A 26,960-nucleotide genomic window follows, 5' to 3' on the forward strand; every position below is an offset into this window, starting at 1 on the left:
TCGCCGACCTCGACCCGGACCTGCGCGAAGGCGCCCACCTCGCCTTCACCACCCACTCCATCCCCGACTCCGCCGCCGACACCTCCGGACCGGCCCCCGGACACGGCCGGGGCGGGGCCTACGTCCGCCAGCACCTCGACGCGGCCCGCACCATCGCCGACGCCGTCCGCGAACACACCGGCACCGACCACCCCTGGCAACTCGTCTACCAGTCCCGCAGCGGCGCCCCCCACATCCCCTGGCTCGAACCCGACATCTGCGACCACCTGCAAGACCTGCACACCGCCGGGGCCCCCGCGGCCGTCATGGTCCCCATCGGCTTCGTCTCCGACCACATGGAGGTCCTCTACGACCTCGACACCGAAGCCACCGCCAAGGCCGCCGAACTCGGCCTGCCCCTCCGCCGCTCGGCCACCGTCGGCTCCGACCCCCGCTTCGCCGCCGCCGTCCGCGACCTCCTCCTGGAACGGGCCGCCACCGAACGCGGAACCCGGACCGAACGGTGCGCCCTGGGCGCGCTCGGACCCTCCCACGACCTGTGCCCCATCGGCTGCTGCCCCGCCAGAACCGAACGCCCCGCAGCCGCCGGCGCCGACAGCCCCTACGCATAGGACCCAGGAGGCCCGGTGAGAAGAGGGCCCCTCGTTCTCACCGGGCCGCCGGAGGTCGCGGGTGCTTCATGACGCCGGGTCGACGAGCGCCCCTCAGGCGTCCACCCCGAAACCGGCGGGTCGCACGATCTCGTCGCGTTCGTAGTTCGCGAGTGCGAGGCCGAGCGCGAAGAAGGTCGGGGCCCACTCCCCCACGAAGATGCCCCAGCGGTCGGCCCGTTCCAGGTTCTCCTGCCGGTTGGACGTCAGCCACGAGACCAACGACAGCCCGATCGACCCCACGGCGGCCAGGTACGCGTGCTCACTGCGCACACCCGACTCGTGCAGCTTCTTGACGATCATCTTCTTCCTCCTGCGTCATGAGGGCCTCCGGCTCCGGAAGCCGTTTCCCTGTCCGTTCAGGCGGGGATCCGCGACTCCGGACCCGGCGGCGAGCGGTGTCCCCCGGTCGACCGCCACGAACTTCCGGAGCACCCGGGCGGGAGGGGCGGGAAGATGTGACCGGCCAGGTCGATCCGCCACACATGCTCCTCGGCGCAGTCGCACACGAACGTGCCTGCGCCCGGAGTGCACCCACCGGGATGGAACAGCTCGGCTCGGGACATTCCTTCTCCTCGCCTTCCGAAAGCCGCCTGAAGGGTCATTCGGGACATACTTCTCCGAAGTTCGCCGTGCGGATGCGGTCCGGCCGGTTCTTCTCGCCGCGCCCCGCCCACGCGCCCGGCGGACCCGGTGTCTTCGTCCGTCTCGCACCCGGGCGCATCCACGCGCTCTCCCCATCGGGAAACCAGGGCAGCGACCCGGTGTGCCCCGGGCACGAAGACCCGTACGCGCACCACGCCCCGGAAAGAGGAGGACGTGCCGTCGTCCTCCACGGGCTCCACGACGAGAAGGGAAGGCATGGCCGGAAACCGATACGGAATGACCACCGGGGCCGTCGCCCGGCACCTCGGGGTGTCACCGACCACCGTGCGCACCTGGGAACAGCGGTACGGCCTGCGTCCGGCGGTCCGCGAGGAGGGAAGGCACCGGCGCTGGACGGCCGAGGACGTGTCGATGCTCGAAGAGCTGTGCCGGCTGACGGCCTCCGGGGTCTCCCCCGCCGAAGCCGCGCGCGCGGTCCTGGCGAACCGCGACACGGCCACCGGCGGCGCCCCTCGCCGCGCCCGGCCGCCGGACCCCTCCACCGGGAGCGAAGGGGCGGCCGTTCCGGGAGGCGCCCGTCAGCCCGGTTCGCGCCACGACCCGCCTCTGGGCACGGTGCGCGCGGGATGCCGGGGCCTGGCGCGCGCCGCGGTGCGACTGGACGGTCCGGCGATGGACGACCTGCTGGAGCAGGCCGTCCGGGAGCACGGGCTGGTCGTCGCCTGGGAGGAGGTCGTCGCACCCGCTCTCCACGCGGTCGGCAAGGAGTGGGAATCGACCCGGGAGCGCTACGTCGAGGTCGAACACCTGCTGTCGTGGCACGTCTCGACGGCCCTGCGCCGGATGATCGTGACAGGACCCGCGGCACCTTCGACGGCACCGCCCGTCGTCCTGGCGTGCACGCCCACCGAGGCCCACACCCTTCCGCTGGAGGCGCTGGCCGCGGGGCTCGCCGAACGGGCCCTGCCGGTCCTCGTACTGGGCGGCGCGGTCCCGGCCGAGGCGCTCGACGCCGCGGTGCGGCGGTGTGGCCCCGCGGTCGTGGCCCTGTGGTCCCAGGCCCGCGCCACGGCCGACCGCCCCCTGGCCGCGCAGGTGGCGGGCACCGCCTTCGGGCCGCGAGGAGCGCGGACCGCACCGATGGTCCTGCTGGCGGGGCCGGGCTGGGCGGGCGGACCCCGGGAAGCCGGCGTGCTGCGGCCCGGCGGGCTGGGAGAAGCGCTCGACGCGGTCTCGCAACGGTACGAGCGGTTGCGTCTCGCGGTGCCGGACCGGGCACGGGGCCCCGGCGGGCCGTGGTTCGCGACGCCTCGCCGAAGCGATCGAGCCGGGTGACGGCCGGCCGAGGACCGGGCGCGGACGTCAGCTCCGGGTCGGCACGGGGCCGCACAGGTGGTTGCCCGGCTCGGCCGGGTCGTCGCTGGTCCAGAACTGGATCCACAGTCCGGTGAATTCGGGGCGGCCGAGGTAACCGTCCCCGTCCTGGTCGAGGCGGTCGAAGACGTCGGCGACGTCGACGCTCCCGCCGTGCCACGTGTCGACGAGGCGCCGGTGCTCGGCGGGCGAGATGCGGCCGTCGCCGTTCTCGTCGACGGCGTCGAAGACGGTCTCGGCGGTCGCGGCGACGACCTCGCGCATCGTGGGGAGCAGGTCCACCATGGCGAGGAGCCCGTCCAGGTCGACCCTGCCGTCCCCGTCCGTGTCCACGTGGGCCGCGAGGTGGTCCCACCAGCCCAGCATGACCGCCTCCACGCGTGCGGCCAGTTCGGACCCCGGCCGCACCCGGGGCAGGCTCTTCCAGCGTTCCGCGAGGGCCTGGAAGTCGCGCCGGTCGAGGTAGCCGTTGTCGTCGGCATCGAACGCGCGGAACATGCCGACGAGCTTGTCGCGCTGGAACTCACTTGCCACGGTGGGCCTTTCTGCCGGTCTCTGCGGCGATCCTGCCCGCGAGCGGCCGTGGCCCAACGGCGCCCGGTGGCGCGGAGGGGCGCGCCCGCGCCCGCCCGTCCGTCCGATGCTCCGTGCGCCCCGTTTGACCACCGGGGGCCACTCGCGGGGGTGACGCCCCTCCCGGCGAAACCCCCTGGGGAATCGAACAGCCGTGGGCTACGATGCCGACGATGACGAACTTCACCTCGTACCGATTGGGGGACTCGTTCGCGCAAGGTGAGTGCTGATGGCACTTCACCCCGTGAACGGGATTCCGACCCACCTGCTGATGTGGCAGCGCGTGCGCGAGTACGCCGTGCCACCGTCCATGATCGAGACCGCGACCGCACGGCGTGCGGCCGGCGACTGGGCGGGGGCCTGCGCCGCCGCCCGGATCGACGTCGATCTCGATCTGCGCGCCGTGGCCGATCGCCACGGCACCGACCTCACCACCCGGCTCCGTGCCGACCTGCGCCGTCTGGCACCGGACCTGCTCCGCTGGCACATGCCCCGCATCGCCCCCGACGGGCGGCTCCGGCCCGGCCTCACCCTGACCCTGGCCCGGTACGGAAGTCCCGGCGCCGCGCCGCCGAGTCTGGTGGTGCGGACACCGCCGGCCTGGGCGGACGCCGGGCAGCGGATGTCGCTCGCCGTGTGGGAGGGGTCGGGGACCGACGGTCCCGGCCGTCCTTCGTACGCCCCTCCGCATCCCCACCCGCGTCCCGGACGGCGTTTCCGGTTCGACCTGCACCGGCACCTCTGGGACGCGGGACGGGCCGGTGACCTGGCACGGCGGTGCGGAGCCGACGAGCCGCCGTCCGCGTCGCCGCCCGGTCTGCCCGGCCTGTCCTCCACGTCGCCGCCCGGCCTGCCCGGCCTGCCCTCCTTCCCCGACTCCCCGTGGGCGGTCGGGAGGTGGGCGGCCGAGGCGGAGGCGCTGCTGCGGGCCGAGGGGCTCCCTCCTCGGGGGGCCTTCACCGTACGGCTCGGTGCGGGACGACGGGCCGTGTTCGCGCTCGTCGCTCCCGACGACGGTCACGCCCCGGTCCTCGGGCCGGTGCGGGAACCGTTGTCCCCGCAGGAGGTGGCGGCGCTTCCGGTGCTGCCGGAAGCGGCGGCCCGGACCCTTCCCGACCTGGAGCTGCTGCGCGCGGGGCTGTTCGCGGCGGAGCGGCTGCACCCCCTCGTCGCCGGGGCCCTGGCCGCGTCCGTCCCCGTCGCCTCCGCGGCTGCGTCCGGTCCCGTCCACCCGCTCGGCGATCCGTACCGGGTGGAGTGCCGGGGCGAGGTCCACCGGCTCGCCTTGGAGGACGGAGTGCTGTCGGCGGTCGACCACGACCGGGACACGCTGCGCCGGGAGGAGCTGATGGTGGCCCTCGGCGGGCCGGCGCTGCCCTGCCTGCGGGCGATCGACACGGCGCACCGCACCCCGGAGGCCCTGCCCGCGGTCCGGGAACGGCTCGTGCACGGGGACGTCTCCGGGGCGCTGGCCGTCGTGACGGGGCTCCTCGGTCCCGACGCGGTCCTGCGGGACGGTCCGCTCCGGGAGGAGCTGATGTCCGCCGCGGCCCGCCGCGTCGACCACGGCCTCTTCCGTGCGGGGCTGGTCGCCGAGCACCCCGCCGCCGGTGTCCGTACCGGCGCGGCGGGCGGCGGGGACGATTCGGACGCGAGGTCCGCGGAAGCGGGCCACCGTCCCCGGCTCGACCGGCACAGTCCTTTCGCGATGCGCCACAAGCGGAACGGCCTGCACCGGCCCCGGACCGGCTCGTACCGCTGAGCGGCCCGTTGTTCCGGTCCCCGGACCTCCCTCCGGGTTCCCGGGCCCTTCCCGGCTCCTGAGTTCCCGCGCCTCCCCGCTCGTACCGCGTGTCGAGCGGCCACACGACATCCGGGACGGGTCGCCCCGTCCCCCACTTCCCCCAGGTGATGCCCATGACGTCCAGCACCCTTGTGCCCACTCCCACTCCCGCCGCTGCTCCTGCTCCTGCTCCTTCGGCAGGCATGTCCGGTACCGGTGCCCGCCTCGCCTTGGCCGACGACCTCCTCGGGCTGCTGCGGACGACGACCACCGAGCCGCGCCCCGACGAACAGCTCGAAGCGCTCACCCTGGCCGTCGTCGCCGACCTGCCCGTACTGCTCTGGGGCGAGCCGGGCATCGGCAAGACCGCGGCCCTGACCCAGCTCGCCGCCTCCCTCGACCTGCCCCTGACGACCGTCATAGCCAGCGTCCACGAGCCGTCCGACTTCTCCGGGCTGCCGATCGTGGGCGACGACCCCGCGGTACGGGGAGTGCCGATGGCGCCCCCGCAGTGGGCCGTGGAACTCGTGCGCGCCGGGCGGGGCCTGCTCTTCCTGGACGAGCTCTCCACCGCCACCCCCGCCGTACAGGCCGCGCTGCTCCGGGTCGTCCTGGAGCGGCGGGTCGGCGCGCTGCGACTGCCGCCGGGCGTACGGATCGTGGCCGCCGCCAACCCCCGGGCCTCGGCGGCGGACGGCTGGGAACTGAGCCCTCCGCTGGCCAACCGGTTCGTGCACCTGTACTGGGTGCACGACCAGGAGGTGGTGGTGCGCGGGCTCGGCGGGGTCTGGCCCCGGGCTGAGCTGCCCCGCCTGGCCCCGGAGCGGCTTCCGGAGGCGGTGGCCCTGGCCCGTCGCGCGGTCTGCGGCTTCCTGAAGGTCCGGCCGACGATGATCCACCGGCTGCCGACCACCGAGACGCGGCGCGGGGGCGCCTGGCCCTCGCCCCGGAGCTGGGAGGCCGCGCTGACCCTGCTCGCCTTCGGGACGGCGGCCTCCGTCTCGCGGGAGGTGCTGGCGCTCCTGGTGCGAGGAGCGGTGGGCGACGGCCCGGGGCTCGAACTCCTCGCCCACCTGGACCGGATGGACCTGCCGGATCCCGAGTCGCTGCTGGCCGATCCGGCCTCCGCCGAACTGCCGGAGCGCGGCGACCTGCGTCAGGCGGCCCTCGACGCGGTGGTGGCCGCCGTCGGGGCGCGCCCGGAGCGGGAACGGTGGGAGGCGGCCTGGGCCGTGCTGGTCCGGGCCCTGGAGACCGGCGCCCCGGACCTGCTCGTCGCCCCGGCGACGGTGCTGGCCGCGCTGCGCCGCGACGACTGGGAGGTCCCCGGGTCGGTGGAGCGGCTGGCCGGGGTGATCGGGCTGGCCCGGCGCGCGGACCGGTCGGTGGGACGCGCCGCCGCGGCGGACGCGAAGCGTGCGGCGGAGGCGCGCCGGTGACGGGGGTCGCGCGGCCCCGGACGCCGCACCGGAAGTCCCCGCCCCCGCTGCCCCGGCCGATGGCCCCTCCCCCGGCGCCGCGCCCGGTGCGGATCGCCCTCCCGGCGCCGGCGACCGGTTCCGGCGGGTCGACCGGCCCCGGCAGGGCGGCTGCTTCCGGCGGGCCGGCCGGTGCGCCCGGACTCCCCCTGGACATGGACAAGTTGCTGGCCGCCCGGCTGCACGCGGTCAAGGTGCGCCCCTATCTGGCGGGGGCGCTCTTCGCCCTGCACGTGGTGGAGGACCCGTCGGTGCCGACGATGGCGGTGGACGCGTACTGGCGCTGCTACGTCTCCCCCCGTTTCGTGGCGGCCACCCCGGTGGAGGAGCTGGCGGGGGTCTGGGTGCACGAGGTCTCCCACCTGCTCAGGGACCACCACGGGCGGGGCGAGCGGTACGCGAAGGAGCACGGCGAGCACGGGCCGGGCGAGCGGCTGCGGCGCAACATCGCCGCCGACTTCGAGATCAACGACGACATCTACGGCGAGGGTCTGCCCCGGCCCGCCGGGGCGGTGCTGCCCTCGTTGCTGCGGCTGCCCGAGGGGCAGTTGATGGAGGAGTACCTGCGGGCGGCGTCGATGTCCGGGCTCGCCGCCGGCCTGGCCTGGCTGGACTGCGGCAGTGGAGCCGACGGCCACGAGCGGCCGTGGGAGCTGGGTCCCGACGGTGCGCACGGGCTGAGCGGACAGGAGCGGGACGCGGTCCGTTTCCGGGTCGCGGAGGGCATCAAGGGCCGTCCCGGTGACGCGCCGGAGGGGTGGCGCCGGTGGGCGGAGGAGGCGTTCCACCCGCCGCAGCCGTGGTGGCGCCTGCTGGGAGCCGCGGTCCGTTCGGCGGTGGGGGCGTCGGGGGCGGGCGAGGACCACAGCTACCGGCGTCCGTCCCGGCGTTCGGCCGGTGTTCCGGGGGTGGTGCTGCCGGCCCTGCGCCGCACGCCGCCCAGGGTCTGCGTGGTCATCGACACCTCCGGGTCGGTGAGCGACGCCGAGCTGGGCAGCGCGCTCCTGGAGGTGGCGGCGATCTCACGGGCGGTGGGCGGGCGGCGCGACCTGGTCTCGGTGATCTCCTGCGACGCGGCGGCCGGTGTCGCCGTGCCGATCTGCCGCGCGGAGAACATCGAACTGGTCGGGGGCGGCGGAACGGACCTGCGCTCCGGTTTCGCCCGGGCCCTCCGTGCCCGGCCGCGCCCGGACGTCGTCGTCGCCCTGACGGACGGCCAGACGCCCTGGCCCTCCGCGCAGCCGCCCTGCCGCACCGTCGTCGGTCTCTTCCCCCGCCCCTCCCGCGCCGTGAACGAGGAGGACCCCGACCACGTCCCCGACGCGCCGCCCGCCTGGGCGCGCGTCGTCACCCTCGCCTGAAGGAGCGCCGGAGGGCGCCGCGGGTTCCCGGGTGAGCGCGAACCCGTGACGCCCGGGGTGGCCGGCGCCCGGACGGGCTGCCTCCGGGCCCCGCCCGGGTCGGCCTCGGCGGGGGCGACCGTCCGCGTCGCCCTGGGTCAGGCGGTCGGGGTGATCAGGTCGCTCAGGGGCTGGGCGGAGTCGGTGCCGGAGTGGCCGAAGGGGGCGTCGAAGCTCCAGACGAGGAAGAGCAGGAAGACCACCAGGGCGCTGAAGGTGGTGGCGAGCAGCAGTTCGCGGGCCGAGCGGCGGATCTGCAGGGTGTAGAGCAGGCCGAGGGTGACCACGGCGCCGGCGACGAGGCCGAACCAGACCGCGCCGGGCAGGGTGGTGCCGGCGCTGTCCAGGCGCTGGTGACGGGCGTTGTCCGCGGCGGCGACCTGGTCGAGGAGGGGCTGGTAGGCCTGGGCCTGCAGTTCGTCGGCCGGGGTGTGGTGGGCGATGTCGCTGCGGATGCGGCCGAGCAGGCCGGCACCGGTGGCGTCGACGGGCGCGTCGTCCTCCATGGCGGGCCACTCGGCGGTGACGGCGTGCCGGGCGTAGGCGTCGATGTGTTCCTTGACCTGGGTGCGGAAGGCGACCGGGTAGACGTCGAGCCGCTGGTCGATCTCGTACAGGGCCTGGGCCTCGCGCTGGACGGTGTCCTCGGCCGTGCCGCGGGCCTCCCACACGCCGGCGATCGCCAGGCCGAGCACGATGGCGTAGACGACGCCGACCATCATGACCATGTACTCCAGCACGTCCGGGGTCTCGGTGGTGTCCTCGTCCGCGTCCACCCGGCGGTGCCGCATGACGGTGGTCACGATGACGAGCAAGCAGACCAGGACCGAGGCGAGGGTGTAGACGAGCCATTCCGGCACAGCGCAACTCCAGGACGAACGAAGCGAGAAGGGGAAGGAAGGAGAGAAGGGGGAAGGCGGGCGGGTCGTCAGCCGCGCCTGCGGCGACGGGAGCCGGGCCGCAGGGCGGCCGCGGCCAGGACGCCCGGAAGGGTGACGACGACCGTGGTCATGGTCGTCGACATTCCGGCCGGGGCCGGGCGCGTGGGGCCGCCGGTGTAGTACGGGCGCGGTACCCACCGGAAGGCCTGGCGCACCTTCGGCGGCACCGGAACGGAGGCCGGAACCGGGTTCGGGGCCGGGGCCGGGGGCGGGTTCGGGGCCGGGACGGCGTCGGGTGCCGGGTCGGCCGGCGGCGCGAACTCCCCCGACGGCTCGGCGGGCTTCGGCGCGGTGGTGCGGGAGACCGCGCGAGGGGTGGCCGACGGGGGTGTCGCGGACGGTTCGGGCGCCGACGCGGACGGAGGCGTCTCCGAGGGGCGCGGCGCGGGCGGGGGCGGGGACGGTGCCGGGGGCCGCGGTGTGGACGGGAGTGGAGGCGTGGGCGTGGGGCACGGTGTCTCCGGCGGGAGTTCCGCGTGGCCGTGGCCCATGTCGATCCACACGTCCGGGGCGCACACCACCAGACGGTCGGTGGTCGGGGTGTGGTCCATGACCACCAGGGCGCCGCCGTGCTGGGGCAGCGGGCACAGGGCCGCCGCAGCCCCCAGACCGACACTGATCCAACCGCCCACCGGCAGTCCTTTCCCGCTACGTCCTGTTCGCGTACGCCCCGCCGTCGTCCGGAGGGGCGGGAACGCCGTCTCCGCGAGGGGTGACGACACAGCGGGTAACGATCATGGACGGGGCAGGTCACGGACCGCGTGTCCGGAAGAGATACCGGGGACGGGGTCTTTCACCGGGGTGGAGGAACCGTCCGGTGTGCGGGCGGGCCGCTCAGGCCGTTCTGCGCACGGTGACGACGGGGCAGTGCGCGTGCGTCATCACGGCCTGGCTGACCGAGCCCAGGAGGAGTCCGGCGATGCCGCTGCGGCCGCGGGCGCCGACGACCAGAAGCCGGGCCGTACGGCTCGCCTCGATCAGGACCTCGCGGGCCTTGCCTTCCACCACCTCGCGCCGGACGGTGACGTCCGGATGGGTGTCCGTGCGGCCGGCGACCGCCTGGGCCAGGGACTGCGCCGCGGACTCGGGGGTCGTACCGGAGTCGGTCCCGTCCGGCTGCCACGCGTGCACCACCACGAGTTCGGCCCGGCGCCGCGCGGCCTCGGCGAAGGCCACGTCGACGGCCTCGTCGCTGTCCGGGGAGCCGTCGACCCCCAGGACCACGGGCCCCGCGTCGGCGGCCGCCCCGTGTTCTTCGCGGACCGTCATCACGGGGCAGTGGCTGCGGGCGGCCAAGGACACCGGTGTCGAACCCAGCAGCAGGCCCGTGATGCCCCCCAGCCCCCTGGAGCCGACGACGATCAGGTCCGCGGCCTGCGACTCGGCCTCCAGGACGTGCACCACGTCGCCCGTCACCACGGCGCTGGTCACCGCGAGTCCGGGCTCCGCGTCGAGGGCGCGGGCCGCCGCTTCGCGGACCAGCGTCGCGGAGGCCGGGTCCGGCACCACGTACCGGGGCTTGATCGGGACCTCGACGTGCACCACCCGCAGCTTCGCACCACGCCGTGCCGCCACCGCGGCGGCTGCTTCCACGGCGGTGAGGCTCATCTCCGAGCCGTCCACCCCGACCACGACCAGATTGCTCATAGCTGACTGCTCCACTTCAAACTGCGGGTTCCCAGCCTCGCCCGGTCGGCATGCCGCTGCAATTCCTGCGCGCTCCCGCGGCCGGCGCGCGGTTCCGGCCGCCGGCCCGTCGACAGGTCGCCCGCCGGGCTTCGCGCCGTTGGACCGGTGGTGGTCGCCGAAGCCCTGCTTCGGGTCGCGGCCGGTGGTGGGGGCCGCCTCGTCACGACTCCGAGGAGTTCCTCCGTACGGGTCGTCTCCTCGGCCCGGTCCGCGTACCGCTGCTCCGCGCCGGGCGGCGGCCTTCTCGCGGGGCCGGAGAGTGAGGGACCTGGTCGGGAGAAGCGGGTCTCAGCGCCGCAGGAGGGCGCAGACGAAGTCCTCCTGGACGGCGCGGACCTTGGCCAGGAGCTCCGGCTTGAGGGACTTGCTGGTCTGGGTGTTGATGGAGAACGTCAGGGACCGCTTGCCGTCCGCCGTCGCGGCGGCGAGCTGGGTGTAGCCGGGGAAGTTGCCGGTGTGGCCGTAGACCGTGCCGCACCGGGTCGTGTACCGGAAGATCGCGAGGCCGCCCGCGTTGGCCCCGGGTCCGGCGGGCTCCGAGGCGGCGCCGGGGATGAAGCGCCGCTGCTGGTCGCGGACCTCCCGGGACAGGAAGTCGCGTCCTCCCGCCCAGGCCCGGACGAACGAGTTCAGGTCTTCGGGCGTGGCCACGATGCCGCCGGAGGCCCACACGCCCGAGGCGCTGAGGGCCTCGCTGATGTCCTCGGGCGGGGCGGGCGGCGTGACGTCGTAGCCGTGCAGGTACGGCCTCGGCATCCGGTAGCCCTGCGGGAGGAGGGTCCGGCGCAGGTCCAGGGGCCGGTACACGAGCTGTTCGAGCAGCCGCTCGTACGGCCGGCCGGTCACCGCCTCCGCCATCAGCGCGACGGCGATGTTGTCGGAGTTGGAGTACGCGTACCGCGATCCCGGCGGGAACTCCAGTCCCCGGTCGGCGACGAAGTCGAGCAGCTCGCGCGAGTCGAAGTGGTGCCGCGGGTCCGCGATCAGGATCTCCAGGAACGACGGGGCGGTCGAGAAGTCGGGCAGTCCGCTGGTGTGGCTGAGCAACTGCCGGAGCGTCACCCCGTGCCAGGCCTCGGGCAGGGCGGGGAGGCGCTTGCCGATCGTGTCGTCCAGGTCGAGGCGGTGCCGGTCGACCAGGCGCAGGGCGACCGCCCCGCTGTACGCCTTGGAGACGCTGGCGAGGCGCATGTACTCGTCGGCCCGGGGCGGTCTGCCGGTCCTCGTGTCGGCCACGCCGGCGCGGTGGACCGTCGTCCGGTCGCCCACCTGCATCAGGGCGATCGCGCCGGGCGGCCCGCCGGCCGTCCTGACGAGGTCGTCCAACTGCCTCTGGAGGGCCTTGTCCGAAGGCGAGGAGGTGGACGGTGACGAGGACGGCGGCGGGGGCGTTCCGGCCGCTCGGGCCGGAAGGCCGGCGGCGCCCGGCGCCAAGGCACCGGAGAGGGCGCCGACGAGGGCGGCGGCGGACAGGCGCAGGCGTGCGCGCGAGCGGAAACGGACTCCGGGGCGTGCCGACACGGGAGCTCCTTCTCGGTGGGGCGCCGGGCGGACGCGCGTCCGGCGGGTGGGATCGGCCCCAGCATCGGGCGCCCCGCCGCCCCTCGCCTTCCCGCTGCTCCATCCGGCCGAGATCCCCGGCGCCGCCCCCTCGTCACGTGCCGGCGCGCCGATCAGAACGCGAAGGCTTCCCCGCCGTTCAGGGTGACCCCCATGACGCAGGCGTTGGAGAAGGTGTACTGCCAGGACGTACGGGTCCCCTCCCAGACGCCGTCCAGGGTGACGGTGACGGGGTCGAAGTGCTGGGGGCACGCCCGGTCGGGGTTCGGCGAGGCGAGGAGCCCCTCGAACCCGCCGCCCGCGAACCCGGCCTTGAGTTCGGCGCAGGCGGCCTCCGGGGCGGGGTGCGTCCCGGAGGGGCCGGGCATGCAACTGAGCGTGGCGGCGCGGAGGACGGTGAACGCGCCGGAGTCGGTGCCCTTGCCGACCGAGAGGACGACGGCGGAGGGGGCGTACAGGCTGGTGGATCCGGCTTCCGCGGTACCGGCGGCACCGGCGAGACAGAGAAGGGTGGCTGCGGAAATTGCGGCAGAACGACGAAGCACGAGAAGATTCTCTTTCGAATCGACGGGAGCGGGCGGCGTTTCTCCTGCGATTTCCGCCCGCCTTGCGCTTCGGAGTGTGTCTGACACGCTGAGCTACCGCACCTTCACGACCGTTATTCGGACACGGAGGCGCATCTATCGGTGCGCGCGGCGCGTCGAGGCTGCTCAGGAGCGGTACGGGGGGCTCCCGACACGGCCCCGCGCCGCCCCCCTCCCCTCCCCCACCGGCCATCGACCTGCCCGAATGCACGTGCGCTTTACCGAACGGTCATTCAGTACGGCCGGTTAACGACGCCCCGGCGTCCCGGTGCGCGCGTCGTACAGCGGCATCTGGATGCGGTCGGGTGTGACGCCCACGTCGGCTCGACGGCGTCGAACGGCTCTCGCTCGTACGACGAGAGCCCGGGGCCCGAACTCGATGAACGGCGCGCGCCCTGGTCTCCTCGCCCGCGAACCCGGGGACGCCGGTCGAGGGGCAGCAGACCGTAGGAGGGCGGTCGACTCGGCGGGGCCGCATGTTTCCGTGTTCACGCGGGTCATCGTGGACGGACCGGTCGGCGCCCCCTGATCCGCCCCCCTATGACGGGCGCGGGGCCGGCCGTACCGCTCCCGGCCGGATGACCGAGATGACCAAGTCGTCGTCACGGGTGCGGAACTCCGCGGACGTGCTCCCGGTCCACGTCCCGACCACGTCCGTGACCACCCGGCCCGGCGCGTCCGCGGTCGGACCGGCGGCGGTGGTCACGGGCCCTCGCACAGGAGGGTGAGGGCCTCGGTGGAGAAGGGGTCGGCGGGGCGGTACCGGCGGGTGGCGACCGCGGCCAGGGCGAAGCCCGTGGCCGGGCAGAAACCGAGGAACGCCTGCTGGCCGGAAGTGGCCCCGCAGTGGAAGAAGGCCGGTCCGCGCGGGGTCGGCTGCTGGAACCAGGTCAGCGTGTGGGTCTGGCGGTGTTCCCCGCGACCGTGGCTCACCACCGGTCGGCGCACCTCGCGCAGGGCGTCGGCCAGGGGCCCGGCCGGCTCCAGGTGGGCCTCCAGGAAGGCGAGCAGGTCGTGCGGGGTGGCGCGCACGGCTCCCGCCGCGGCGAACCCCGCGATGTCCAGGGGCGGCAGGGGCGTGGTGCCGTCCTTGGCGTGGCCGGTCGCGTCCCGGCCGCCCCCGGCGCCGGGCCGCAGGGTGGCGCCGGACAGGCCGAGCGGGTCCAGGACGTGCTCGCGCAGCAGGTCGTCCCAGGGCGTCGCGGTGCGGGCCGCGAGGGCGTGGCCCAGGACGGCCGCGCCGAAGTTCGAGTAGCGCCAGCGGGTGCCGGGGCGGCGGGGGCGGGCGCGGGCGAAGGCCTCGACGACGCGCCGGGCGTCGTATCCGGCGTAGGGGTTGGTGTTCCAGCGCGGCAGCGCCCGCGGGTAGAAGTCGCGGGGCAGGCCGGGCAGGCCGGAGGTGTGCGTGATCAGGTGGTGGAGGGTGACGGGATCGCGGCCGGGGGGCCGGTCCGGGAACAGCGCGGCGTCCACCGGGTAGCCGAGGGGGACGCGTCCGGAGGCGGCGAGGTGCGCCAGGAGCAGGCCGGCGAAGGTCTTGGACGCCGAGCCGATCTCGTAGCGCAGCTCCTGACGGCCGGCGGCCGCGTCGGACTTGCCACCGCCGCGCAGCTCCTGACGGCCGGCGGCCGTCGCGTCGGAACTGCCGCCGTCCCGCAGTGTCCTGCGGCCCCGTACGGAAGCGGCGAAGACGACGTCGGGGGCCTCGACGGAGGCGACGGCGGCGGCCAGTCGGTCGGCCAGGGGCGCGGTCGTCCCCGCTCCGGGCGGATCGGCGGCGGCCCGTGCCGGCGTCTCGCCCCCGCCGTCCGCGGGACCCGGTCCGTCCGTGTACGGCTTCACGCCGTCGCTCCCGGGGAGGCCGGCGCGCCCGCGAGGCGGGAGAAGGCGCGGGAGGTGGCCAGGGTGGCGGCGAAGGCGGCGACGACGGTGGGGTGGTACACCATGTCGAACAGCACGTCCGCGTCGGTCTCCTCCGGCATGTCCCGTACGGCCGGCATGGCGCCGTCGGGCTGTTGCGCGGCGGCGAAGCCCCGCCAGGCGCGGGCGTCCAGCGCGGGGCGCTCCAGGCAGGCGTCGACGACGAGGAGTTCGCCGAGCAGGTCCCAGCGCCGCAGGTCCAGCCAGTCGTCCAGCCACACGGGGAGCCAGGTGGCGAGGTAGTCGGCGGTGGCGGGCGGCAGGCCGGCGGGGCGGGCGCCCCAGTCCGTGAGGTGGAAGACGGTGTGGGTGACGTCGTAGGCGGCGTATCCCTCGACCGTCCACGGTTCCGGCGCGCGGGCCAGCCAGGTGCGTGCCGCGGCCTCCTCCACCGGGATGCGCGGGGTCAGCCCGAAGCGGTGCTCGAAGGCGCTCAGGCCCAGGCGCCGCACCGGTCTCATCTCCATCGCCGCCCAACTGCCGAGGCGCTGGTTGAGCCGGACCGCGCGGTCGACGTACGGCCGGCGGTAGCCCATCTCCCAGAACGGCAGGTAGACGTCGAAGGGGACGGGGGAGATCGGCTCGCGGCGCTGGCCCTCCTCCAGCATCCGGCCGCCGTCGAGGACGTCGCGCCACAGGTGGTCCAGGAGCCGGCGGGCCAGGTCGACCTGGTGGGAGCCGGCGACGCCCTCGCGGAAGAGGACCTTGCAGATCATGGCGACTTCGCCGACGGGTTTGAAGCGGTCGAGGAAGCCCGTCTCGGGGTCGGCGTCCGGCTCCAGGCGGAACCCCTCCCGGTGCTCGTACAGCCACTCCATGGCCCGCAGGCCGATGCGGTGGAAGAGCGCGGTGTCCACGGCGTCCGGTCCGTCCTGCGCGGAGGGGCCGGAAGGCGCGGGCGGCTGGTGGAGGGTCATGGGGCATCACCCGGCGGCGCGGTCTCGGGGCCCGGGAGGACCGTGGTGGTGAGGGACACGGGGGAAGCCCCGTACAGACGGGCGGCGGTGAGGGTCGCCGCGTAGGCGGCCACCAGCGTCGAGTGGTAGCAGTGGACGAAGCCCGGCTCGGCGGCGCCGTCGCGGCGGCTCGGGCCGACCTCGCACAGTCCGCCCGCGGCGTCCTGCGCGGCCGCGAGCCGTGCCCACGCGGGTTCCACTGTCCGCGCCGGGACGGGGACGGGGAGGCAGGCCGCCACGGCCAGCAGTTCCCCGGCGAGGTCCCAGAGCTCCTCTTCCAGGCACGAGTCCAGCCAGGCGGGCAGCCAGTGGTGGAGGTAGCGCGCGAGCCGGGGCGGCATGCGGTGCGGCGCGTTGCCCCAGTCGGTGAGGTGGAAGACGACGTGGGTGAGGGCATAGCCGGCGGAGCGTTCGAACATCCACGGTTCGGGCAGGCTGCCCAGCCAGGTGCGGTGCAGGGCGGTGAGCGGCGGGGCGTGCAGGGGCAGCCCGGTGCGGTGCTCGGCGTTGAGGATGCCCAGGCGGCGGGTCGGGTCCTGCTCCGTGTGCGCCCAGCTCCGGGTACGGGCCAGCGCGCGGGCCAGTTCCTCGAAGGCGGGGTGCCGGAAGCCCGCCGAGCGGAAGGCGGCGTAGATCTCCAGCGGGTAGGTGGACATCGGTTCCGCGCGGAGCTGTTCGAGGAGCAGGGAGCCCCGGCGCGTCTGCTCCCAGGCGAACTCCAGGAGTTCGGCGGCGCGTCGGCGGGCCGGGCCGGAGGTGGTGTGGCGGCGGATGCCGTCGCCGAGCTGGGCGAGTTCGCCGAGCGGTTTCCAGGTGCGGTCGACGAGTACGTCGGGCGCCAGCACGTCCTCGGGCAGCGCGAAGCACGGCAGGTGGTCGTACACCCAGTCCAGGGCGGTGCGGGCCACCTCCACGACCTGCGGGGCGGCGGAGGGGCGCGGGACGCCGTCGACGAGGGGCCGTGCGGTGTCGCCGGCGGGCGGCCGGGGACTCTCGGCGGCCGGCTCGACGGTCTGCGAGCCGAGCGGTTCGGCGGACTGCGCACCGGCCGGTACGGCCGTCTGCGCGCCGAGCTCCCGGTCCGGCACGGCCGCCGTCATGCGCGCACCCCCGTGTCGTCCTGCCGTCCGGCGTCCGCCGGCCGGATCGCGCGGAAGTGCTGCGCGGCGTGCACGTGCAGGTCCACCCGGGGGTCGGAGCCGCCCATCAGCAGGACGAAGTCCAGACCGGCGTCCAGGCCCAGGGTCTTCGGCACGCCGTCGACCACCGCCAGCCAGCGGCCCGCGGCGGCGGCCTGGAGCCAGTCCCGTCGGCGCACCGCCCGGACGAAACCGCGCGCGAGGTCGACGGGCCGCTGCCGGGCGGCCCGCGCGACGGCGGAGTCCGCGAGCACCGCGTGCCCGCAGGCGGCGGCCGCCGCCGTGTCGCCGGGGACGGCGAGCGGGGCGAGGAGCGCGAGCTGGTGGGTGAGCTGCTGCCAGGGCACGGCGGCAGGCCACGCGTCCCGCGCCCCGTCGGACCCGGCGCCGTGGTCGGGGCCGTGCTCCGCCGGGGAGCCGGTGGGCGCAGCGAAGGCGGCGGACCGCGCGTCGGGGTGGTCCGACATCCGCGTCAGGGCCCAGTGGCTCCAGACGGTCACCGGGGAGGAGTCGGCCCGGGGCGGGAAGGTGTCGGCGGCGCGCCGGCACGCGGCGACGTCCTGCGGGTGCGGCGGCCTGCCGTGCACGAGGGCGGGGAGCAGGAGGTCCGGTCCGAGCATGCGCACGGCCGCGAGCCACGGGCCGTCGCCCTCCGGGCCGGCCGTCCCGCTCCGGGCAGAGGAGTGGTCCCCGCCCTTGAGGGCGGAGACCACGTCCGAGGCGAGGTCATGGACCGCTTCCGCCACACGGGCAGCCGCCTCTGACCGTTCCATCAGCCCTTCTTGGGGCGGGGCGTCGGCGGCGACAGCAGGAGGCCGTACTGGCCGCCGGCGAGCGCCAGCGCCGCGCATTCCCTGGTGTCACGGGCCGTGCCGCCCGGCTCGCACGGGTTCAGGGCCTCTTCGATGTCGATGTCGTTCCACGTGGTGTCGTGGACGATTCGCTCGGTGGAAGCCATGCCACCATCCCTTTCCACAAACTTAACCCGAAAAAACGGGACTTTTTGGGTGGAATTTCCCTTCCAGTAGAACGCCATCCCCGTATAGATGCAACCCGACGGCCGTCACCGAAGCTCGACACCCGTCATCGGACCGACGACCGGGGAGAGCCGGGAGCACGGACGGTGAAACGCGCCTTCGGGGGTACGGACGGTGGGACCCGTCGTTTCACACAGGAGGAGGAGAGGTCCGTGGCGTCCTCGTTGCTGGAAGCGCTCGACATCAAGGCACCGGTGGCCGTGAGCTGGTCCCTCTGGGCCGACGTCGAGCGCTGGCCCACCTTTCTCAGCCACGTCAAGCGCGTCGACCCCATCGACGCCACGACGTTCGCGTGGCAGCTCTCCCTGCCGGGCGCCGACAAGGAGTTCGTGGCCGAACTGACCGAAGTGGTACCGGAGGAGCGGATCGCCTGGCGGACGACGGAGGGGGTCCACCACGCGGGGGTGGTCACCTTCCACCGGCTCAGCGACACCGAGAGCCGGGTGACGCTCCAGGTCGAGTACGAACCGAAGGGCTTCGTCGAGCACTTGGGCGCCCTGACGAACCTCGACGCGACCCTGGCCAACTACGACCTGGGCGAGTTCCAGAAGATGGCCGAGCACGAGGCCGGCCACCGCTGAGGGCATCGCCCGGCACGCGGCAGCACCGGACACCGCCCCCGAGCAGCACCGCGGGAACCGGCGGAACGCAGGAGGGGCCCGGCGACACCGGGCCCCTCCTGCATCGTCCTCCGCACGGAGCGGGACCGGCCCGGCCCCTGGGCGGTACGGCCGAAGCCCTCCTCGACGTCGAACCACTTCGTGACGGCGCCGACCGTGCCGTGCCCACCGGTCCCGCGCCTTGCGGGGCAGCGGAGGAACCGCCCCACCGGTCGCCGGCGGAAGCACGCGGGCCGCGGAGACGGCTCCCGGCCCCACCACCCCGCGCCGTTCACCCGTTCCGTCGGAGTGGGCACGGAACCGCGCATGCCGCCGCGTCACGGGGAAACGAGAACGGTGTGCTCGAGGAGGACACCATGACGAACGACCGCATCGGACTGGCCGAGGTACTGGGAGCGGCGGAGGAGGCCTCGCCCGTGTCCTCCCTGGACGTCGTGGCGCGCAACCTGCGCGCCAGGTTCGGCGCGCGGTCCGTGTCCTTCCTCTTCGTCGACGTCGTCGGACGACGCCTGCTGCGGGTCGCCGAGGACGGGGACGCACAGCAGGAACACCCGGCCGAGCAGGTCCCCCTGGCCCACAGCGGGACCTACGACGAGGTCCTGCGCACGCAGAGACCGGTGCTGCTCCCGGAGGGCGGCGAGCACCGGGTGCTCGCCCCCGTCACCAACCGCGGCGACGCCATCGGCGTCCTGGAGCTGTTCCTGCCCCCGGTCGAGCGGGACGTCCTGGAACAGGTGGAGGAGACGGCACACGCGCTGGCGTACATCATCGTCACGGACCGCCGGTTCACCGACCTCTACCACTGGGGCAACCGCACCACTTCGGTCAGCCTGGCCGCGGAGATCCAACGACAGCTCCTGCCCTCGGCCCCTTCGTGCGAGGCACCCGAGTTCACCCTGGCGGGCGCCCTGGTGCCGGCCTCCGAGATCGCGGGCGACACGTACGACTACAGCCTCGACCGCGACACCCTGCACCTGTCCGTGACCGATGCCATGGGCCACAACGTCGACGCCTCGCTCATGGCCACCCTCCTGGTCAACGCCTCACGGGGCGCCCGCCGCGCCGGAACGGAACTGGCCGAACAGGCACGCCAGGCCCACCGGGCGCTCCTCGACCACGGCAGACGCACCTTCGCCACCGGCCAGTTCCTGCGCATCGCCCTGGACGGCAGCAGTGCGCAACTCGTCAACGCGGGCCACCCCTGGCCCCTGAGGCTGCGCGACGGCGCGGTCGACCGGGTCGAACTCGCCGTGGACCTGCCCTTCGGCGTCCCGGGCCAGGGACCCTACCGGGTGCAGGAACTGGACCTCCGCCCCGGTGACCGCCTCCTCCTGCACACCGACGGCATGCAGGAACGGCAGGCGGAAGCCGTCGACCTCCCGGGACTCCTCCGCAAGACCGCGACCGAGCACCCGCGCGAGGTCGTACGCACCCTGGTCACCGCGGTCACCGACGCCAGCGGCGGACGACCGCAGGACGACGCCACCGTCCTGTGCCTCGACTGGCACGGCCCACACCCCGCGGGTCCCCGCTCGAAGCCGTACGGCTGACCCGGACGCGAAGGGGCCCCGCTCCCCGCCCGGGACGGTCCACCGGGAGGAAGCGGGGCCGACGACCCCTCAGGCCGCCAACTCCGGTGCCGTCGATGCGGCCCCGGACGGCGCCGGACGGGCGCCCCCCGCGCGCGAGGCGGCCAGCAGGACGTCGGCGGCCGCCAGGGCGTCCTCGATGCGGGTCGTGCCGGTGGCCACGCACAGGGTGTAGGAGACGTCTTCCAGCGGCTGCCCCTCCCTCCTCTCGCCACGCGCCTCGGCGATGCGCAGGTCCGCGTAACGGGTGAGCAGGGAACGGAGGGTGCGGGGATCGGGAATCAACACAGGCCGGCCTTTCACGGTCCAACAAGTGGTGTCCGTGTGCCCCGCATCCGTCGGAACATGCGCGCCCCGCGACGAGGAACCCGGGGCGGGCCCCCGGGCGGGGCGTACCGGCAGGTCTGGGCGCCGGCCTCGTACGGGCGGGCCACGAGGTGATGCCGGCCGCGCTGGGCACCGCTCCCCCGGCGGTGCGCCGGCAGCCGCAGTGCGCCGCGGATCGTCATCGATGTCGGATCCACGCGTGGGGATCGCGGCGGAGCGGGTAGCAGGGAAGGCACTCCCGGGCTGCGGACCGTCACCGGTCCCGTGCGAGGCCTGCCGAAGCGTCGGCAGGGGCGCGGCTCCGGGCGACCGATCGGCCCGGCGGCTTGGAGAGACCACCATGCACCTCACGTACGCGTCGGCACGACAGCCCTCGGACGGCATCGCGGGCTGGGCGACCGGCCTCGTCGAGACCCTGGGCGGCCCCGGGGCCGGCCTGGCGGTCGCGCTGGAGAACCTCTTCCCGCCCCTGCCGAGCGAGGTGATCCTGCCGCTGACCGGGTTCGCGGCCGGGCAGGGCGTGCTCACGCTGTTCTCGGCGCTGTTCTGGACCACGCTCGGCTCGGTCGTGGGGGCCCTGGTCCTCTACTGGACGGGGATGCTGCTCGGCCGGGAGCGCGTGCACGCCCTCTGGGCCAGGCTGCCGCTGGTGAAGGCCTCCGACCTGGAGCGCGCGGAGGAGTGGTTCGCCCGGCACGGCACCAAGGCGGTCTTCCTCGGCCGCATGGTGCCCGTCGTCCGCAGCCTCGTCTCCGCTCCGGCCGGGGTGGAGCGCATGCCGCTGCCCGTGTTCGTCGCGTTGACCGCGCTCGGCAGCTCGATCTGGAACGCCGCCCTGATCCTGGCCGGTTACTGGCTGGGGGACCAGTGGGACGTGGTGGGGAGGTACGTCGGCGTCGTCTCCAGGGCCGTCCTGGTCCTGGGCGTCCTCGCCCTCGTGGTCTACGTGGCCGTGCGGCTGCGCGGCCGCGACCGGGACGGCGGGCGCCGCGCCTCCTGACCGGGCGGCGCGCCGGGCCCGACGCGGAAACGTCCCGCCCGCCCCGGTCGGGGGGCGGGCGGGACGTTCAGGTGATGCGGTGCGGCGCGCGGGCGGCCGCCGGGTCCTACTTCAGGCCGTTGCTGATCGCGTTCACCAGTTCGCCGTCGACGGTGTCGCCGTTGAACTCCCAGAAGAACGCGCCGCCCAGGCCCTGTCCCTTGGCCCAGGACATCTTGGACGTGACCGTGGCCGGGGTGTCGTAGCTCCACCAGTCGGTGCCGCAGTGGGCGTACGCCGTGCCGGCGATGGTGCCGGTGGCCGGGCAGGTGGTCTTGAGGACCTTGTAGTACTGGTTGCCCGGCTCGACGCCGGCCGCCGGGCCGGTGGCCGTGCCGCCGGGGGCGGACTGGGTGACGCCGGTCCAGCCGCGTCCGTAGAAGCCGATGCCGAGCAGCAGCTTGGAGGCGGGGACGCCCTTGGCCTTCAGCTTGGCGATCGCGTCCGCCGAGTTGAAGCCCTGGGCGGGGATGCCGGGGTACGAGGTCAGCGGGGAGTGCGGGGCGGTCGGGCCCTGTGCGGCCCAGGTGCCGAAGTAGTCGTACGTCATCACGTCGTACCAGTTGATGTACTGGGCGGCGCCGCCGTAGTCGGCGGCGTCGAGCTTGCCGCCGGTGGAGCCGTCGGCGGTGATGGCCGCGGTGATCAGGTTGTTCGGGCCGAACTTGGCGCGCATGGCCTGCATCATGTTCTTGATCGAGGCCGGGCCGCTGGTGTCACAGGTCAGACCGCAGGCGTTGGGGTACTCCCAGTCCAGGTCGATGCCGTCGAAGACGTCGGCCCAGCGCGGGTCCTCGACCAGGTCGTAGCAGGACTGGGCGAAGGCGGCCGGGTTCTGCACGGCCTGGCCGAAGCCGCCGGACCAGGTCCAGCCGCCGAAGGACCACAGGACCTTGATGTGCGGGTACTGCGCCTTCAGCTTGCGGAGCTGGTTGAAGTGGCCGCGCAGCGGCTGGTCCCACACGTCGGCCTTGCCGTCCACCGACTGGTCGGCGGTGAAGGACTTCTCGTAGTCGGCGTAGGAGTCGCCGACGGTGCACTTGCCGTTCTGCACGTTGCCGAAGGCGTAGTTGATGTGCGTGATCTTCGCCGCGGAGCCGGAGGTCACCAGGTTCTTCACCGTGTAGGGGCCCCAGTTGGTGAAGTAGCCCAGGTTGATCTTCCCGTTGCCGCCGGGGTTCTCGCCGCCGCCACCGCCGCCGGTGGTGCGGACCGCCGTGGCGGCGGAGGCCGGGCCGGTCTGGTCGGCGGTGTCGCGGGCGACCACGGTGTAGCTGTAGTCGGTGCCGGCGGTCAGGCCGGTGTTCGTGTAGGTGGTGCCGGTGACGGTCGCGACGGTGGCGCCGTCGCGCTTGACGTCGTAGTTCTTGACGCCCTTGTCGTCGGTGGCGGCCGCCCAGGTGAGCTTCACCGAGGTGTTGGTGACGTCGCTCGCGGTGGGCTTGCCGGGCGCGGAGGGCGCGTTGTCGCCGGGGTTGGTGGTGCCGCCGTCGCAGGAGGCGCCGTTGAGCTTGCAGCCGCTGGGGGCGCCGGTGCCGCTGCCGTTGAACCCGAAGGAGACGGAGGCGCCGGGGGCGAGGGTACCGTTCCAGCCCAGGTTCTTGGCGGTCCAGTGGTTCGCGGAGTTGGTGACGGTGGCGTCCCACGCGGAGGTGGCCTTGGTGCCGGTGGGGAAGTCCCACTCGACGGTCCAGGAGGAGAGCGTGGTGGTGCCGGTGTTCTTCACCGTCCACTGGCCCTCGAAGCCGGAGCCCCAGTCGGACTTCTTGGTGTACGTCGCGGTGGCGGAGGCGGCTGCCTCGGCGGGGGCCGCGAGCCCGACCATGGCGGCCAGGGGAAGGAACAGCGCGGTGACGCCCGCGACGGCCTTGGCCCGACCGGACCGGGTGACGCTCCGCGGCGACCGGAGTCGGCGACGGGGTGTTTCGGTGCTCAACGATGCTCCTCGGAGGGGATCCGGCGCGCAGGGGGTGTTCCGTGCCCCGCACGCCCTGCCTGGCCTTGAGTACGTGGTGCCCTGCCCTGCGCTCACCGCAGTGCGTTGCGGTGACACTAAGAAGGTCTGGACCAATCGTCAAGAGGTCTGGACCGCTAGGCTCGTACGAGGGGAACGACCAAGTCCTCTTCCGGCACCGCCGTTTGGGTTCCGGGGCCCGGGTCACGCGGCGTCCGGGTTACGAGGCTCCCGCGTCCCCGGCGAGCAGGCCGGCGCGCTGGGCGCGCAGCACCGCGCCGAGCCGGTCCGCCGCTCCCAGCTTCCGGTAGAGCGCGTGCAGGTGCTTGTGCACGGTGCGCGGCGAGATCCCGAGACGGCGTGCCATGGAGTCGGCCGACAGGCCGGTGGCGAGCAGGTGCAGGACGTTGAGTTCGCGGGGGGTCAGCGGCGCCGCCAGGGAGTGGTTGGCCTCCTGCCTCCGGTCGGCGCCCGCCGCCTCCCGCACCGCGTTCAGGAGGGACCGGTGGTTCGTCGCCGCCTTGAGCAGCGGCTGGACGCGGGCGGCGTACCGCACATCGTGCGGGGAGAAGTCGCCGCCCGGGCGGTGCACCATGAATCCGTTGACGTGCGGGCCCGTACCGGGGAACGGTATGCCGAGCACGTGCCGCGTCCCGAACGCCCGGTGGAGGGCGTCGGCGGTCGCGCTGTGCCGCCAGACCCGTGCCCCCGTGATGCCCGCGGCACTCCGCGGGGCCCGGTCCTCGCCGGCCCCGTAGTGGTCGGCGAAGGGATAGCCCTCCCGGATGCGGCGCCGGACCGACTCGTCGTGGTGGTGCTCCTCCGGCTCCGGCCGGCCCGACCAGAACGCCACGCTGCCCCGCTCCCGCGTCCAGGGCTCTTCCTTGACGACGACCAGCGCCGCGTCGAGCGCGGTGAGCAACTCCTCGGCGAGCAGGGGCCAGACGCGGTCCGGGTCCTCGGCGCTCATCACCTCGACCGCCAGGTCCAGCATCCGCGCATGCCGTTCCCGCATGACCGCTTCTCCCGGAAGACCTGGTGGACCGTGCCGTTCCACGGTAACCGACCGCCGTCCATACGCACTTCTCCCCATGGCACGGCCGTTCGGTCCACGCCATGATCGGACACCGGCGCACGCGCCGCCACCGTCTCGGAGCCGCTCCGGGCCGTCCGGTGGCGCGCCGCGCCGCACCACCGTGCTGAACGGGGTTGAGCACGGTGGGCAGAGGTCGACGGTCCGCTCGCGCGCCTGCTCCGCCGGGCAGGACGCGGGCGGCCGCGCCGGGCGGGCGCCGCCGGTCAGCGGGCCGCGTACCGGCGCGGGACGGCCGTGCCGCGCACCCGCCGTTCGTGCTCCGTGCGCGCCGCGTCCAGCAGGCGCCGCCAGGACGTCACGGCGGGACGCCGGCGCAGCAGGGCGCGCCGTTCCCTGTCGGTCATGCCGCCCCACACGCCGTGCTCGATGCGCAGGTCGAGGGCGTGGGCCAGGCATTCGGTGCGCACGGGGCAGGTCACGCAGAGCGCTTTGGCCTGGTTCTGGGCGGCGGCGTCGGCGAAGAGTTCGTCGGGGTCCGCGGTCCGGCACCCCGCCCGCTCGCTCCAGCTCTCCCGGTCGTGTCGGTCCACCCCGTCCTCGCCCTCTCCCTGTACGGCACGCCTCGCCTTCCGGCCCCGTCCGTATGCCCGGCGTCCGGACATCGATGCGGACGGGTGGCGCCCCTGGGGCGGAGGGGTTCGGCCCGGACGGGCCGACGGGTCATTTCTCGGGGTCGTGGCCCCAGTTCATCAGGGAGTGGCGCCATCTGCTGTCGGTGACGTCGCCCTTCGGGCGCTGTGCGACGTGGCGGTGGACGTAGCCGGTCACCTTGCGCATGTGCGCCAGGTCGTCGTCGTCGAGGTCGGCCTTCCGGGTGCGCAGGAGCGCCACGATGCGCCTGCCGGACGCGTGGCCGACGCTCTCGCCCCCGTCGCTCTGTCCGGCGCTCTTCGACTCCTCCGTGTCCAGCCACTTCTCCATCTGCGCGGCGGTCATGTTGACCGCCTCACCGAACGCGGAGACGGTCTCGTCCCGGTCGGAGTCATGTCGTTCGGCGGCCATCAGGAGTTCCCGCCCTTCTTGCGCAGGGCTCCGGGCTTGTGCACGGCGGAGCGGCCGGTCTTCTCGCTCTCCACTTCGTACTGCGGCTCCTCCTTCGAGGCGTCGACGGTCCGGCCCGCCGCCCGGGTACGGCCGGTGATCTTCTTCTTGACCTTTCCCTCGACGGTCTTGCCGTGGCTCTTCCACGAGACGTCGTCGCCCGTGGCCGGCTCGTCCTTCTTCGCCATCGTTCTCTCCTCACGGCCCCCGGTTCGTCGTGTCCCCGGAACCAGGGTCCTCCGCCGTGCCCTCGTCCGCACGGGGAGACGGGCAGATGTGCGGGCCCGCGGCGGTGCGCGGTCCGGAGCACGGCGGAGCCCGGCCGTCGGGTGACGGCCGGGCTCCGGGGCCGGCGGACGGGTGTCCGGTTCGCGGGCCGGGGTGCCGCGGGGGCGGACGCCGTCAGACCTCGCCGCGCCAGCCGCCGGTCTCCGCCCCGCCACGGGACTCGATGAACTTCTTGAACCGCTTCAGGTCGCCGACGGCCTGCCGCTTGACGACCCCGAGCTTGTCGCCGACGGTCTCGGCCAGCCCCTCGGGGTCGTGGTCGAGCTGGAGCATGACCTTGGTGGTGCGGTCGTCGATGCGGTGGAACGTCACCACGCCCGCCTGCCTGACCTCGCCGCCCACGGTGGTCCAGGCGACGCGCTCGTCGGGGATCTGCTCGGTGATCTTCGCGTCGAACTCCCGCCGGACCCCGTCGATCCTGGTCACCCAGTGGGTGAGGGTGTCGGTGCGCTGTTCGATCCGCTCGACGCCCTCCATGAACTCGGGGAACTCCTCGAACTGGGTCCACTGGTTGTAGGCGGTGGTGACCGGGACGGCGACCTCGACGGACTCCTCGACCTGCGACATGCTGTCCTCCTCTTCCGCCGGGGCCCGGTGGGCCGCCGTGCGGCGATGGGTCCGATGAACGGCTTTCGGTCTCGTATGCCTCTCTTGAGGCGGTTCATGCGGCCGAGCGGGGCCGTCACCGCTCCGGGGTCAGCCGGCGGCCCTGTCGTACGGCTCGCGGTGGTCCGCCAGGATCTCGGCCGCCCTGCTCCGGTGGTCGCGGAAGCGGCGCAGGTACGAGCGCGCCATGGGGCCGGGCGGCACGCCCCGGGCGAAGAGGCGCATGTTGCGCGCGCCCGTGTTGTAGCCGAGGGCGAGCAGTTCGTCGCGGGTGTAGCGGCGCGCGTGGCGCTCCGGAAGGCTCCTGTCGAGGTCCTTCAGGTGCAGGGCGGCCGCGTGGACGGCGAAGGCGGGGTCGTCGCGGAGGTCCTGCCACCGCTCCGTCAGGCCGTGCGTCCGGCGGACCTGTTCGAAGGCCGCGCGGTGCATGTTGGCGAGGCCGAAGGACGCCCCGGGCTTCCACCACTGCCAGAGCCGCTCCAGGAGGGGGTGGTGCGGCTTGTACGCCTCGTTGTGGAGCACGGTCATCACCAGCAGGGGGGAGACGCCGGTCTCCTCCGCGCTGCGCAGGACGCACGGGGCGTAGTCGGCCGGGTCGTAACCGCCGGGCCTCAGGGGCGGTGTCGGGACGTCACCGCGATCCACCAGTCGCAGCCGTCGCTCCGGTCCCGGCACGGTCCGTCCGGTCATGTGCACGCTCCCTCGTTCCC

Annotated in this window: 28 protein-coding genes; 8 read left to right on the plus strand and 20 right to left on the minus strand. The window is 74.3% G+C overall.

What is annotated here, in order from left to right:
• Positions 1-611: ferrochelatase (locus tag ACFYNX_RS00005; protein ID WP_388655814.1), on the plus strand; the 611-nt coding region annotated here is incomplete at its 5' end.
• Positions 612-704: 93 nt separating this feature from the next.
• On the opposite strand, the gene ACFYNX_RS00010 is transcribed toward ACFYNX_RS00005, so the two are convergent.
• Entirely contained in the window at positions 705-953 is a 249-nt protein-coding gene (locus ACFYNX_RS00010; RefSeq protein WP_365550244.1) for a hypothetical protein, read from the minus strand.
• 558 nt (positions 954-1,511) lie between these two features.
• Between ACFYNX_RS00010 and ACFYNX_RS00015 the strand changes: the two genes are divergently transcribed.
• Complete coding sequence (locus ACFYNX_RS00015; protein WP_388655816.1) at positions 1,512-2,591, plus strand: MerR family transcriptional regulator; 1,080 nt, start codon at positions 1,512-1,514, stop codon at positions 2,589-2,591.
• Between the two features lie 27 nt (positions 2,592-2,618).
• Here the strand turns inward: ACFYNX_RS00015 and ACFYNX_RS00020 are convergent, their stop codons facing one another.
• Positions 2,619-3,164 (minus strand): EF-hand domain-containing protein, encoded by a 546-nt coding sequence (locus tag ACFYNX_RS00020; RefSeq protein WP_365550250.1) that lies wholly within the window; start codon positions 3,162-3,164, stop codon positions 2,619-2,621.
• A 268-nt stretch (positions 3,165-3,432) separates the two neighbouring features.
• Here ACFYNX_RS00020 and ACFYNX_RS00025 point away from each other — a divergent pair, with 268 nt between their 5' ends.
• The 3 genes from ACFYNX_RS00025 (at position 3,433) to ACFYNX_RS00035 (ending at position 7,825) form a co-directional block, all read left to right on the plus strand.
• Positions 3,433-4,965, plus strand: coding sequence for a hypothetical protein (locus tag ACFYNX_RS00025; RefSeq protein WP_388655819.1), 1,533 nt, complete (start codon positions 3,433-3,435; stop codon positions 4,963-4,965).
• A 224-nt stretch (positions 4,966-5,189) separates the two neighbouring features.
• Positions 5,190-6,425 (plus strand): AAA family ATPase, encoded by a 1,236-nt coding sequence (locus ACFYNX_RS00030; protein ID WP_388655822.1) that lies wholly within the window; start codon positions 5,190-5,192, stop codon positions 6,423-6,425.
• A gap of 194 nt (positions 6,426-6,619) precedes the next feature.
• Positions 6,620-7,825: a VWA-like domain-containing protein gene (locus ACFYNX_RS00035; protein WP_388655825.1), complete on the plus strand. Its 1,206-nt coding sequence runs from the start codon at positions 6,620-6,622 to the stop codon at positions 7,823-7,825.
• A 137-nt stretch (positions 7,826-7,962) separates the two neighbouring features.
• Here ACFYNX_RS00035 and ACFYNX_RS00040 read toward each other — a convergent pair whose 3' ends face one another.
• From ACFYNX_RS00040 to ACFYNX_RS00085, 10 genes are all read right to left on the minus strand, one after another.
• Complete coding sequence (locus ACFYNX_RS00040; RefSeq protein ID WP_388655828.1) at positions 7,963-8,724, minus strand: hypothetical protein; 762 nt, start codon at positions 8,722-8,724, stop codon at positions 7,963-7,965.
• Between the two features lie 68 nt (positions 8,725-8,792).
• Positions 8,793-9,437, minus strand: coding sequence for a hypothetical protein (locus tag ACFYNX_RS00045; protein ID WP_388655830.1), 645 nt, complete (start codon positions 9,435-9,437; stop codon positions 8,793-8,795).
• A 202-nt stretch (positions 9,438-9,639) separates the two neighbouring features.
• Positions 9,640-10,452, minus strand: coding sequence for a universal stress protein (locus ACFYNX_RS00050; protein ID WP_388655833.1), 813 nt, complete (start codon positions 10,450-10,452; stop codon positions 9,640-9,642).
• Positions 10,453-10,782: 330 nt separating this feature from the next.
• A complete protein-coding gene (locus ACFYNX_RS00055; protein WP_388655836.1) occupies positions 10,783-12,015 on the minus strand; it encodes a serine hydrolase domain-containing protein in 1,233 nt (410 codons plus the stop codon).
• Between the two features lie 152 nt (positions 12,016-12,167).
• Positions 12,168-12,599, minus strand: coding sequence for a subtilase-type protease inhibitor (locus ACFYNX_RS00060; protein ID WP_388655838.1), 432 nt, complete (start codon positions 12,597-12,599; stop codon positions 12,168-12,170).
• 741 nt (positions 12,600-13,340) lie between these two features.
• Positions 13,341-14,480: a serine hydrolase domain-containing protein gene (locus ACFYNX_RS00065; RefSeq protein WP_388655841.1), complete on the minus strand. Its 1,140-nt coding sequence runs from the start codon at positions 14,478-14,480 to the stop codon at positions 13,341-13,343.
• Positions 14,477-15,376, minus strand: a complete 900-nt coding sequence (locus tag ACFYNX_RS00070) for a DUF6895 family protein (RefSeq protein ID WP_388657762.1) — start codon at positions 15,374-15,376, stop codon at positions 14,477-14,479. The genes ACFYNX_RS00065 and ACFYNX_RS00070 overlap by 4 nt, the downstream gene beginning before the upstream one ends.
• Before the next feature lie 95 nt (positions 15,377-15,471).
• Positions 15,472-16,614 carry a DUF6895 family protein gene (locus ACFYNX_RS00075; RefSeq protein WP_388655844.1) on the minus strand — a complete coding sequence of 381 codons (1,143 nt, stop codon included), beginning with the start codon at positions 16,612-16,614 and terminating at the stop codon, positions 15,472-15,474.
• Entirely contained in the window at positions 16,611-17,426 is an 816-nt protein-coding gene (locus tag ACFYNX_RS00080; protein WP_388655847.1) for a hypothetical protein, read from the minus strand. Before ACFYNX_RS00080 ends, ACFYNX_RS00075 begins: the two co-directional genes overlap by 4 nt.
• The gene (locus tag ACFYNX_RS00085; protein WP_030207610.1) at positions 17,426-17,611 is read right to left on the minus strand and encodes a hypothetical protein; all 186 of its coding nucleotides are present in this window, start codon (positions 17,609-17,611) and stop codon (positions 17,426-17,428) included. The genes ACFYNX_RS00080 and ACFYNX_RS00085 overlap by 1 nt, the downstream gene beginning before the upstream one ends.
• Positions 17,612-17,842: 231 nt before the next feature.
• On the opposite strand from ACFYNX_RS00085, the gene ACFYNX_RS00090 reads away from it, so the two are divergent.
• On the plus strand, positions 17,843-18,271 hold the full coding sequence (locus tag ACFYNX_RS00090; RefSeq protein ID WP_365550282.1) for an SRPBCC family protein: 429 nt from the start codon (positions 17,843-17,845) through the stop codon (positions 18,269-18,271).
• Positions 18,272-18,666: 395 nt separating this feature from the next.
• A complete protein-coding gene (locus tag ACFYNX_RS00095) occupies positions 18,667-19,860 on the plus strand; it encodes a PP2C family protein-serine/threonine phosphatase (RefSeq protein WP_388655851.1) in 1,194 nt (397 codons plus the stop codon).
• 69 nt (positions 19,861-19,929) lie between these two features.
• Here ACFYNX_RS00095 and ACFYNX_RS00100 read toward each other — a convergent pair whose 3' ends face one another.
• Entirely contained in the window at positions 19,930-20,187 is a 258-nt protein-coding gene (locus ACFYNX_RS00100) for a DUF5133 domain-containing protein (protein ID WP_365550287.1), read from the minus strand.
• A 379-nt stretch (positions 20,188-20,566) separates the two neighbouring features.
• Between ACFYNX_RS00100 and ACFYNX_RS00105 the strand changes: the two genes are divergently transcribed.
• The gene (locus ACFYNX_RS00105) at positions 20,567-21,226 is read left to right on the plus strand and encodes a DedA family protein (RefSeq protein ID WP_388655855.1); all 660 of its coding nucleotides are present in this window, start codon (positions 20,567-20,569) and stop codon (positions 21,224-21,226) included.
• Between the two features lie 106 nt (positions 21,227-21,332).
• On the opposite strand, the gene ACFYNX_RS00110 is transcribed toward ACFYNX_RS00105, so the two are convergent.
• The 7 genes from ACFYNX_RS00110 to ACFYNX_RS00140 all read right to left on the minus strand — a co-directional run bounded on the left by ACFYNX_RS00110 (position 21,333) and on the right by ACFYNX_RS00140 (position 26,940).
• Positions 21,333-23,201 carry a glycosyl hydrolase family 18 protein gene (locus tag ACFYNX_RS00110; RefSeq protein WP_388655858.1) on the minus strand — a complete coding sequence of 623 codons (1,869 nt, stop codon included), beginning with the start codon at positions 23,199-23,201 and terminating at the stop codon, positions 21,333-21,335.
• Positions 23,202-23,439: 238 nt separating this feature from the next.
• Positions 23,440-24,234: a response regulator transcription factor gene (locus tag ACFYNX_RS00115; RefSeq protein ID WP_388655861.1), complete on the minus strand. Its 795-nt coding sequence runs from the start codon at positions 24,232-24,234 to the stop codon at positions 23,440-23,442.
• Between the two features lie 284 nt (positions 24,235-24,518).
• Positions 24,519-24,917, minus strand: coding sequence for a WhiB family transcriptional regulator (locus tag ACFYNX_RS00120; protein ID WP_388655864.1), 399 nt, complete (start codon positions 24,915-24,917; stop codon positions 24,519-24,521).
• Positions 24,918-24,975: 58 nt separating this feature from the next.
• Positions 24,976-25,317 carry a DUF3140 domain-containing protein gene (locus ACFYNX_RS00125; RefSeq protein WP_365550302.1) on the minus strand — a complete coding sequence of 114 codons (342 nt, stop codon included), beginning with the start codon at positions 25,315-25,317 and terminating at the stop codon, positions 24,976-24,978.
• Complete coding sequence (locus ACFYNX_RS00130; protein WP_388655867.1) at positions 25,317-25,544, minus strand: DUF2945 domain-containing protein; 228 nt, start codon at positions 25,542-25,544, stop codon at positions 25,317-25,319. The genes ACFYNX_RS00125 and ACFYNX_RS00130 overlap by 1 nt, the downstream gene beginning before the upstream one ends.
• Before the next feature lie 214 nt (positions 25,545-25,758).
• Positions 25,759-26,211 (minus strand): SRPBCC family protein, encoded by a 453-nt coding sequence (locus tag ACFYNX_RS00135; protein WP_388655870.1) that lies wholly within the window; start codon positions 26,209-26,211, stop codon positions 25,759-25,761.
• Between the two features lie 129 nt (positions 26,212-26,340).
• Positions 26,341-26,940, minus strand: a complete 600-nt coding sequence (locus ACFYNX_RS00140; RefSeq protein ID WP_388655873.1) for a lytic transglycosylase domain-containing protein — start codon at positions 26,938-26,940, stop codon at positions 26,341-26,343.
• Between the last annotated feature and the right edge of the window lie 20 nt (positions 26,941-26,960).

Source organism: Streptomyces sp. NPDC007872, from assembly GCF_042868165.1.
In the GTDB taxonomy this organism is placed as follows: Bacteria; Actinomycetota; Actinomycetes; order Streptomycetales; family Streptomycetaceae; genus Streptomyces.